The sequence below is a fragment of the Flavobacterium hydatis genome (assembly GCF_000737695.1).
Lineage (GTDB): Bacteria > Bacteroidota > Bacteroidia > Flavobacteriales > Flavobacteriaceae > Flavobacterium > Flavobacterium hydatis.
The window spans coordinates 1-10,868 of sequence record NZ_JPRM01000067.1 but is presented as its reverse complement, the minus strand read 5'-3'; the positions used below and the strand labels follow the sequence as shown (position 1 = coordinate 10,868).

Here is a 10,868-nt window from a genome sequence, read left to right as displayed (position 1 = left end):
CAAATGAACAGACGAAGCGAGTTTATAATTACAGATTTGTAATAAAAATTTGAAATCATAAAATCATTAAATTTTTTATTTATAGGAATATTTTTTTGTCACAATAAGTTCTTTACATGCTCAAGGTTCAGTCAATGTTAATATTGGAACTCTATCTGCATGAGGTCCTGTAGGCTATACTGATGTATGCTATTATTATTTGCCTGATCTTGAAAATGTATTATGACATAAGGGAGGACTTTTTGGTCCTCCCTTTGTTGAATTAAAGAAGATTTTTAATCATTCTTTTTGAATTTATTCCTTATGACAAAAGATGAAGGGGTTTAATTTTTTAGTTTGATAAAAATTAAGCCTTACTCAAGACAACTTACTTTTTTTTCTGTTGACCTGGTGCATAATTTTTTGCATTCTTACTACCAGACATTTTTTTTGCCTGCCCTGGAGGAATCTTCCCAGAATTAGAAGATGAAGTATGAACGCTACAACTTGTCACAAATAATGTTAGCAAAATAATAGTAAATAAATATTTTAAAAATCCTTTGGTTTTCATCGTTTTTTTTTTTCAAAGTTACATTTTTTACTAGTGCTTTGTAAAATGTTTAAAAAATAAAAAAACAACAAAATCTACCAAAAAAATTAGTTACTTGGTACACAATACAGCAACTATAAAAAAGTTTCGGTTAAATATTATGCATTTGCTTCAACCACTGGGCTAATCAGAAAACCCTAATAAAACAAAAAAACTAGGTAATCTAAATAAAAAGAATATTAAGGTAGTTTGGTCGATTAGTCTATTTTATCACGGTGGTTTTTAACGAGCCAGTCCTCCATAAGTTGTAGAGCCAAGACTTCTTTTAGGTCTCCTGTAGGGTCTAATAATCCCTTTACTTTTCTACTAGTATCGTGGAATTTTTTATTCTCAAAAGTACAGGTGAATTTTGGGAATTCATAATGCAAGACTACCCATTTGTTTTCTCCTGATTTTTTGATTCCAAATTTTTTCATATTATTTTTTATAATAGTAGTTCCAAAATAGTAATGGAATCCCTATAATTTCTTTTTTTTAAACGAGGCTAACTAATCGAAAAATTTATAAATATCATCTCCTTCTTTCATGTAAAACCTTTTTCTTAAACGATTTTTTCTATTCTGTATCGCTTTAGCAGTAACAAAAGTGTAATCTGCAATTTCTTTAGTTGAAAATTTAAGTTTAAGATAAAAACAAATTTTTTGCTCGGTAATAGTTAAATCAGGTTGTATTGCAATTAATTTTAAATAAAAATCAGGGTACAATTCTTTAAATACAACTACAAACAATGGATCATTCTTTTTAGCCATTTCTATTACTTCATCATACGATGTCGTAATTTTTTGTTTTAAAGATGCAATTTGAGTAGCTTTTTGCTCAATTTCTTTTTTCTTTTGTTTGGATTCAAGTTTTAATTTTCTTTTATAACAAAATTGGTAGTAAGCATGCAATAATAAACCAATTATAAGTAGTCCTGCAATTATTAACAAAATCATACTTTTATTAAATAATGCTTTCTTTTCAACCTCTGCTTTAGAGATTATATAACTAGTCCCCTCAATCATACTTTTCTGTTCAGCGATTTGAGTACTATCCTTATAAATTAATACCAATGTTTGATAATCTAATAGCGTTTTGCTTAATTTTTTGTGCTCAGCTATTTTCCGATATAAATCGTAATTATATGCCAGGATATAATATTTTCTTTGGCGTTTTGCTAGTACAATAGAACTATCTAAATAGGTTACAGCTTTTGTATAATCCTGTCTTTTGTAGTAAACTTCTGCTAGATTAGTTAGCAGTATTTCAGAGCAACCAATTTTCTTCTTCTTATAATCAAACAATGCCTTTTTAAAATAAAATTCGGCTGAATCGAGTTTACCAGATGTCAAATAAGTGTCTCCTATATTTACCAAGCCACAATTAGGAACTCGTTTAGTTTTACTAAAATAATAAGCTGCTTTTCTATGTAGTTTAATAAAACCTTCCTCTGTTGGTTTATTCTTAAGTCCTCCCGAAAAAAAAGCTTTAAAGCTATACAATCTTCCTAAAAAACAAAATTTTGAATCTCCTTGTAGATAATCAGCTCTTGTTAAACAATTATCTAATTGAGATACAGCTAATTCATGGAGTTGCATCCTACCGTGTTGGATAGCTATAGCAAAATCTGCATAAAGTATTAAAGAATCATTCTTTATTTCTTCTGCTATTTGTTTGGATTCTTCCAAATAATTTAATGCCTTATCATAATTGCGAAGTTCTCCTTTACAATTTCCCATGTTTAATAAAGCAGAACAACAACCTAATTGATAGTCTTGTTTTAATGCAATATGATATATCTTTTTTGAAATTTTATAACCATCATTTGGTGAATCCTTTAAATGCTTCTTTACAGAATTTAAAGTATTATCAATTTCTTTTATAGTCATTTTTTTTTCCTGACCATAACTATTGTATACTCCAAAAACAATATAAAAAACAGTAAAATATAAATAGATATATTTGGTTAATAAAAACTTAGTTTTGGACATTTTGTATTTTCATTTATTCTGTTCTTTTTAGGTATTAGTGCTGTACTTTTTGCTTTAATAAATCATTGAGCATAACCTAATTTTAGTGATAGCTTTAATACTTACTTTATTCTCTCAATAAATCTTATAGGTGAATTATTAGTCAACTTATGCAAAAAACAATGATTATTAATTAACAGTTAAAGAACTGTTGTGTTCTTACAAGCATTTTATATATCTGTTAATGAAACTAATGATACCCCGAAAACACCTTTTATTGTAAAAGATAGACAAGGGAAACAGAAACTATTCTAGTAAAGTTTTTTATGGTAAATTCTTTTTTCAATTTAGTTGGGCTTTTAAGCCTTTAAAAATTAATATTTTATCGGCATGCAAAAGTAGCATCAATAAAATTATAAATTTGTAAAACTCTGAACGATTGCTTTGTAGATCTTGTACTACACAAAAACTACTATTATTCAGCTATTACTTTCCTATTCTTCTTCAGGTAAAACCTTATTAAACTCTTGTATTTCAAGGTACTTTATTAAATCGTTTATCTATAAAAAAAACAGCCCGAAAGCTGTTTCTCTTCTACTTTCTATAACACACTTATATCAAGTGAGTTTAGAAAAAAGTCATTGGTAAGTACTTGATTAAACATATTATTAAAATATGAAATCACTATTATTCCCATATAACACTCAGCAAATTAATTCTCTGCAAATTTATAAAACTCATGCTTTTAAATCAAACTGATATTTTCTATGGTAATATAGATAAAAACTAATAGTCTTGGAACAAGTTCAAAATGAGGTGTTACTACATTTCTTTACAATATTTTTATGCGTGAAGAAAAAATTGAAAATCATTTAATAGTTCCTTTTTACATCTAGAGATATCAATAAAACTAAAACCATTATTGTTGTCAAATCTATTGAGTATAGCATTAAAGCTGCATATAACAATAGGAAGCCCTTTTCCGTGTATTTTAATAAAGTCAAATAAATCATCCTCTGAATAAATTATAAAAATAACAAAGGAGTAATCTTCTTTAATAGTATCTAAACTACTAATGGAATCAAAGTTTTTGTAAACTTTAAAATCGATTACTTTTCCAAACTCTTTTTTCAAAAATCTAGAAAAACCATGTTGATTATCATATACTAATACTCGTTTTGATTCCATTAGTTTATTGTTATTACAGTTATTTTCTGGTGTATTCCTCTATAAGTTCTCCATCAGTATACTTAATAGACAAATTATTCTTATCTAATTTGATTATTTTATATGACAATGTATCTACAGATTCTTGATGATTTCCAATACTTTTTGCTACAAGAAATAATTCATCATTGTTCATCCACCATTTTTCATACAATAGTATTGCCATATTTATAGATTTGGCTGTTCCATTTTCTAGCAAGCTAAATCCTTGGTCTTCTTTGCTGTTAATAGGATTCGGTTGCACCCATTCACCAACAAATTGTTCTTTTAAAAAATGCTTAGACTCAACCTTTTTTTGGAGTTCATTGCTGTTTTTCTGAATTTCTTTGTTTTCAGTTTTGTTACATGCGGTCATTAGTGTCATTACAGAAATAACTACTAAAAATTTTCCATTACGCTTCATACTCGTTAATTTATTATTATACATTACTAAAATTATAAGAAAGTCAGGGAGCTCAAATGATTGCTAGTTCATGTTGAGTAAATTTTACTTGAATCAAAATTAATTCCTTCGCTCTAAATATCATGTAGAACATACCAATATGGATTACAGATTAATATCTACAAAACATAGTTTTTTTTAGAATAAACGGATTAAAAATGAAAGAGATAAGTATATGTAAACTAATGCCTTTTAATTTTTAATTAGATTTTTTTTTACAATTTTACAGGTATAATAGACATGTTTTTCTTTAATAACATGGTGTCTGGAATGGTTTCAAGTATTGATTTTTTCAAAGCTTCTATCAATCTCTTTTTTACAAAAAGATTGTAATAAACTAATCCAATTTCTCTAACAGGATATGGAGATACAAAACGACTTGTTTTGCTTCTTTGCTCTTTATTTAAGGCTAAAACGGTTAGTTCCGGCAGAATTGTTGTTCCCATATTCAAATCTACCATTTGCTTAAGGGTTTCGATACTACCCGACTGGTAATCTATTTTTAGATCTGATGCGCCTTTAACACGTAATTCGCATAAATTCACAATCTGGTTTCGAAGACAATGCCCTTCCTCCAGCAATAATAATTTGTTGGGGTTTATATCTTCAGGAAGGATATATTTTTTTTTAGCTGAGGCTGAATTTAATTCTCCATAATGATAGAATTCTTCATAAAACAAGGTTTCTTCTGTGAGATCTTTATCTAATAATGGAATGGCTAATATAGCAACGTCGATTGTACCATCCTTTAATTTCTCCTGAATTTTTTCTGTTGTTAATTCATTTATGACCAACTTAACTTCTTTATAGTTTGCCATAAAATTTTTGATAAAAAGAGGTAATAAATATGGTGCTAGTGATGGTATAATTCCTATTCTCAGATCTCCTTTTATCTCTCCTATTTCTTCACTTACTAATTCTTTTATTTTATTGGTTTCTTGCAATGCAATTTTTGCTTGTTCGATTATTTTTATTCCAATATCTGTAGGTCGAACTGGTTGCTTGCTCCTATCAAATAAAATAACATTTAGTTCTTCTTCAAGCTTTTTAATCATACCGCTTAAAGTTGCTTGCGTAATAAAACAAGCTTCGGAAGCTTTTAAGAAATGACGGTGCTTGTCTAGTGAAACGATGTATTCTAATTGTTGTATATTCAAAATATTAGATTTAAACTATATTATACTTAATTTTGTTAGATTTTACATATATCTATACAAATATACATTTGTCTTTAAAAAAACATAAATCTGTACTTTTATTACACTAGCTAATAAATGATTAGCTTAACTAATTTTCTACATCTGAATATTGAAAATAGAGCTTAATTAATTTTGCTAGGTTATTTATTTCTAACTTTTCAAAAATTCTAAATTTATAAGTGCTTATAGTGTTTGACTTTATCTTTAGGATTTTCATCATTTCTAAATTCCCATATCCATTAACTAATAAACGAGTTATTTCTAGTTCTCTATTCGATAAAAGATCTAACGGATTAACAGGCTTTTTAGAAATACAGGATTCTAAAATTTTATTTTTTAAACTAGGTGTAATAAACTTTCCTGAAAAAAGTATTGCATCTATGGCGTGTTTTATTTCTTCTTCACAACTTTCTTTACTTAAGAATCCTGATGCGCCTGCCTTTAAGTATCTTATGGCGTACGAATCCTCATCGCATATCGAAAATATTAAAATTTTTATATTCGGTTGTATTAATTTTATTTCTTTTAGAATATTCAGACTACTCCCTTCAGGAAAATTTACATCTATAATTAATAAATCAACTTTAGTTTCTGTAAGGGTTTTAATAATATCACTAAAGCTTTTTGTTTGATAAACTGTAGCGTTTATAAATGATTCTTTTATAATTAAGGAAAGTCCATGCCGGACTACGCAATGACGATCGGCTATTAAAAAAGAATAATTATATGATTGTTTCATTCTGAGCTTACTATTTTACTTTTAGTATAAAAACAGGTTATCTATAGTGAATTAATGACTCTATTTGTTCTCTTGTTTCTAAGATTTGACTTAATCTTAAAAAAGATAAAACAATCAGATATTTAATATAAGAAGAAGGGAATCAGCTGTAGTAACAACCAAAAAAAGTTACCACAAAATGCCTATCCCTTCTAATGTATTTATATCATTATTTGCTAAAATAAATACTGTTTAAATAACTATATTTTCTCTTTTGACGGTATTTTTAGTTACTCAATTGAAATAATCACAAACTCACTTCTCCTATTTGCCTGGTGCTCTTGCTCGCTACATTTTACACCATCAGAACAATGGTTAACCAATTGCGATTCGCCATATCCTTTTCCTGTTAACCTATCAGAAGAAATTCCGTTTTTCACCAACCATGCTATAGTCGACTTGGCTCTTCTATCTGATAATGCAATATTGTATTTTGCAGTTTGTCGACTATCTGTGTGTGAACGAACATCGATTTTCATTTTTGGATATTGTTGCATTACGGCAAGTATTTTCTCTAATTCAAAAGCTGCTTCTTTACGAATAAATGATTTATCTAAGTCAAAATAGATAATTGGTATATCGAGCGTTTTTGCTAAATCTGTACCTACTCCTATAGGTTTAATTCGTTGCTCTAATTGCAAAGGCAATTCTGTTTTACCTGTAATATTTCTTATTACTATTTTTTCTTCCTTAGTTTCATATTCTTCTTTTTCTGCTCGTACTGAATATACTTTTCCACACTCAACATCAAACTCATATTTTCCTTTAAGATTGGTAGTAATGGTAGTTATTAACTCTAGTTTATCATTGAACAAACTTACTTTTGAACCAGCCAAAACTGCGCCCGTTTCTTTATCTGTGATAATTCCAGAAAGCAATTGTTCGCAAGTAAGTTTACGTCTTTCCAGAAAGCGATAAATATCATCGTAACCTTTACCTCCACTTCTATTAGAAGTAAAAAATCCATTTCTGTTTTTACTATCTATTAAAAAGGCAAAATCATCTTGAGAACTATTTATTGGAGCTCCCACATTTTGTACTTCTCCAAAACTATTATCATTTCTCATCTTTGATACAAATACATCTAAACCTCCAAGTCCCTGATGTCCGTCACTAGCAAAATATAGTTCGTTATCACCAGATATAAATGGAAAGGTTTCTTTGCCTTCTGTATTAATCGTTTTTCCTAAATTCATTGGAACACCATAACTGCCATCGCTATTAATTGTAACGCTAAACAAGTCAGATTGACCTAATGTTCCTGGCATGTCTGAAGCAAAATACAATGTTTTTTCATCAAGACTTAATGCTGGATGTGCAACGCTATAGTTATTACTATTAAAAGGTAATTCGGTTATATTACTCCACTCATTATCTTTCAGAATTGCTTTGTACAGTTTCAATAAAGTTACCTCTTTACTATCTTTTCCTTTTTTATGCCCCAAATAATTGTTTCGGGTAAAGTACATCGTTTGACCATCTTTGGTAAATACTGGTGTAGACTCATGAAACTTTGAATTTATTTTTTTGCTAAAGAGTTCTGGTTTACCCATTTCTCCTCCTGCTTTTATTTCAGCAGTATATAAATCGGTAAAAGATTGATTGGTCCATTTAAACACTTTTTTAGATATTCCTCCTGTATCTCTGGCTGAGGCAAAAACTAATTTATTGTCTAAAAAAGAACTCCCGTAATCAGAATATATTGAATTAATATTCGCATCGGCTATATCAAAACGACCTGAATTGGCTTTAATTTTTTCTAGATAATTTTTGTTATTATCATATGATTTAGCTCTTAAATCATTGCCGGATTTCTTATTGAATTCCTCTAGCATTTTGTCTGCTTTGCTATAATTGCCTATAGATTTTAGTGCTTGAGAATAACGATAGTAATATTCAGGTTCCTGATTTTGGTTCATTGCAAAAAGTTCGCTGTACCATTTTTCAGCCTGAGGTAATTCGGCATTAAAATAATAAGCATTACCAAGCTTTTGAAACATCTTTTCGTCTTTGTACCCTTTCTCTGCTATACGCTCATAGGTAATGATAGCATCAACATAGGCATATCTTTCATACTTCTTGTTTGCCGCATCTATTGCTGCTTTTTGTCCATAGCTCTGTAAAGCCAGAATACTTAAAATAGTGCTATAAAGGAGAGTTTTTATTTTCATAATAGTAGTGGTTTAGAAGAATCTTGGAGAAATTATTTTGTCATACTTATTAAACAATTCGTATCGCAAAAAGATTTCATGAGATCCTGAGTTGTAATTTCCTAATCGCGTAGTTTCTAAGTCATACCCATATCCAATAAACCAGGAATCTGTTGCTTGAAATCCTACCATGGCACTTAATGCAGCACTCCATCTATAGGCAATACCTGCAGTAAATTTTTCATTGATTAAAAAATTTCCTGATACATCTACTTGTAAAGGCGCTCCTTGTACATATTTGGTTAACAAAGCAGGTTTGAACTTTACATTATAACTTAAATCAAATACATGACCAGCAATTAAGTATAAATTCATATTTTCCTTAGCTACATGACTATTGGATCCTGTACCTGCATAGCGGTCAAAATGTTTAGTCTCTAATAATTGTGGAACTGATAATCCTATATAGGTATTATCTGAATGTAAATACACTCCTGCTCCTATATTAGGCGAAAATTTATTATCAATATTAGTCTCAAAAGTGTAGTCGTTCTTATCATATTGATTCAATTTACTAAAATCAATGTTCAATAAATTAGCTGTACCTTTTATTCCAAAAGACAATTTATATCGATCTGATGTATGAATTGTATATGAAAGATCTACAGCTATATTGCTCTCATCTGAAGGTCCAATCCTATCATTAATAAAAGAAACTCCTATACCTAAATTGCTCCCGTTAATAGGTGTGTTAATCGATGCTGTGTTGGTTACTGGTGCTCCATCTAACCCTACCCATTGTGTACGATGCAAAGCAAAAATGCTCATTGTTTCTCGAGATCCTGCATAGGCAGGATTAACGTTTATAGTGTTATACATATACTGCGTAAACTGAGCATCTTGTTGTGCATAACTTGTGATTGTTGCCAGTAGCAAAACAAATCTTATTAATGTTTTTTTCATCTGTTTTTTTATTTAAATCCCTGAAATGAAAAGCTTTTCTACTCTCAGGGATTAATTAAAATTTATCTGTTTAAATACAAGTAACCCGCTTTTGAATGTGCATTTGAAGCGTTGTCTTTATATTTTAGAATATAATAGTAAGTTCCTACAGGTAATCCTGCACTTTGATTAATTGTAACACGCCCTTCAGAAATTCCCTTAAAGGCTCTGTCTGAATTGTTATAATGATCAAGATCGAACACTAAAACCCCCCAACGATTATAAATTTCTACAGTGTTATCTGGAAAACATTCCAATCCATCAATTCTAAACACGTCATTTTCTCCATCTCCGTTTGGCGAAACAGCATTAAAGACTTCTATAATACAAGAAGGATCTATAGCTATTGTAACTGTGGCTGTATCACAATTTGTTGGATTTAATTTTTCGCAAATACTGTAAATAATGGTATAATTGCCTGCTGGTGTATTAGGAGCTACCGTTATTGTACCATCTGTATTTAATGTAAATCCTGTAGGAACTGTTACTCCTGTTAAGTTTACCTCAGACGCTATAACTGGTAATCCGTTTAGAGTATCATTATCTAACACATTTGGTGTAGTGCCTCCATCTTTTTCATTAATTGGTGTTGCAGTATAATCATCTCCATTTGCATGAATTACTGTTGTAGCTACAACTACAGTAGCTGTTGTAGTATCACAATTTGATGGGTTTAACTTCTCGCAGATGCTATAAGTAACTTCATAATTACCAGGTCGTGTGTTAGGAGCTACAGTGATTGTTCCATCATTATTTAAGGTCAATCCTGTTGGTACATTTACTCCTGTTAAGTTTACTTCAGAGGCTATTATAGGTGATCCGTTGAAAGTATCATTTATCATTACACTTGGCATTGTACCTCCATCTCTTCCTTTTATAGGCGTTTGTGTATAATCATCAACTTTAGCGCAAATTACAGATTGTATTTGTACGTTATTAGATACTGATGATATACATCCTGAAATTGCATCTGTAACTATCGCAGTATAAGTTCCTGACGGCGCTGTTACAACTCCCGTTGATGATACTGTTACTCCTGTATTTGGTGTAAAAGTATATGTCTTTGTAGCATCATAATTTGTAATTGCAAAGCTTCCTGTTGCAGTAGCACACGTTGGCTGAGTTACTGCACTAAATAATGCGGTAGCTGGTGCCAATGGTGCAGTATTAACTTTTGCACTTAAAGAAGAAGCAGAACTACAAGCTCCTAATGTCGCTGTTACTGTATAGTTTCCTTCTGGTGCTGTTACAACTCCTGTAGCCGATACATTTACTCCTGTATTTGGTGTAACTGTATAAGTGTAGGTTGCATCATAATTGGTAATTGTAAAACTTCCTGTTGCAATGGCACAAGTAGGTTGTGTTACAGTACTTAATGTTGGTGTAACTGGTGTAATTGGTTGCGCATTTATTAATGCATTAGCCGAAGCTGCTGATGTACAACCTGAGGTTACATCTCTAACTGTCGCAGTATAAGTTCCTACCGGTGCTGTTACAACTCCTGTTGCCGATACATTTACTCCTGTATTTGG

The 10,868-nt window shown here is 30.2% G+C and carries 10 protein-coding genes; all 10 read right to left on the bottom strand.

Annotation, left to right across the window (positions count from 1 at the left end):
* Positions 1-367: 367 nt before the first annotated feature.
* The gene (locus tag IW20_RS24970) at positions 368-550 is read right to left on the bottom strand and encodes a hypothetical protein (protein ID WP_035629010.1); all 183 of its coding nucleotides are present in this window, start codon (positions 548-550) and stop codon (positions 368-370) included.
* Positions 551-786: 236 nt separating this feature from the next.
* Complete coding sequence (locus IW20_RS24965) at positions 787-1,005, bottom strand: hypothetical protein (RefSeq protein WP_035629007.1); 219 nt, start codon at positions 1,003-1,005, stop codon at positions 787-789.
* Positions 1,006-1,077: 72 nt separating this feature from the next.
* Positions 1,078-2,559, bottom strand: a complete 1,482-nt coding sequence (locus IW20_RS25700; RefSeq protein ID WP_051886203.1) for a tetratricopeptide repeat protein — start codon at positions 2,557-2,559, stop codon at positions 1,078-1,080.
* 822 nt (positions 2,560-3,381) lie between these two features.
* Positions 3,382-3,726, bottom strand: a complete 345-nt coding sequence (locus tag IW20_RS24955) for a hypothetical protein (RefSeq protein ID WP_035629005.1) — start codon at positions 3,724-3,726, stop codon at positions 3,382-3,384.
* Positions 3,727-3,745: 19 nt separating this feature from the next.
* Positions 3,746-4,168 (bottom strand): lipocalin-like domain-containing protein, encoded by a 423-nt coding sequence (locus tag IW20_RS25695; protein WP_165571474.1) that lies wholly within the window; start codon positions 4,166-4,168, stop codon positions 3,746-3,748.
* A 254-nt stretch (positions 4,169-4,422) separates the two neighbouring features.
* A complete protein-coding gene (locus tag IW20_RS24945) occupies positions 4,423-5,364 on the bottom strand; it encodes a hydrogen peroxide-inducible genes activator (protein ID WP_035628999.1) in 942 nt (313 codons plus the stop codon).
* Positions 5,365-5,494: 130 nt separating this feature from the next.
* Complete coding sequence (locus IW20_RS24940; RefSeq protein WP_035628997.1) at positions 5,495-6,145, bottom strand: response regulator transcription factor; 651 nt, start codon at positions 6,143-6,145, stop codon at positions 5,495-5,497.
* A gap of 269 nt (positions 6,146-6,414) precedes the next feature.
* Positions 6,415-8,355: an OmpA family protein gene (locus IW20_RS24935; RefSeq protein WP_035628995.1), complete on the bottom strand. Its 1,941-nt coding sequence runs from the start codon at positions 8,353-8,355 to the stop codon at positions 6,415-6,417.
* 12 nt (positions 8,356-8,367) lie between these two features.
* Complete coding sequence (locus IW20_RS24930) at positions 8,368-9,297, bottom strand: PorP/SprF family type IX secretion system membrane protein (RefSeq protein ID WP_035628993.1); 930 nt, start codon at positions 9,295-9,297, stop codon at positions 8,368-8,370.
* Positions 9,298-9,359: 62 nt separating this feature from the next.
* The coding region (locus IW20_RS24925) for a gliding motility-associated C-terminal domain-containing protein (protein ID WP_035628991.1) at positions 9,360-10,868 on the bottom strand (1,509 nt) is incomplete at its 5' end.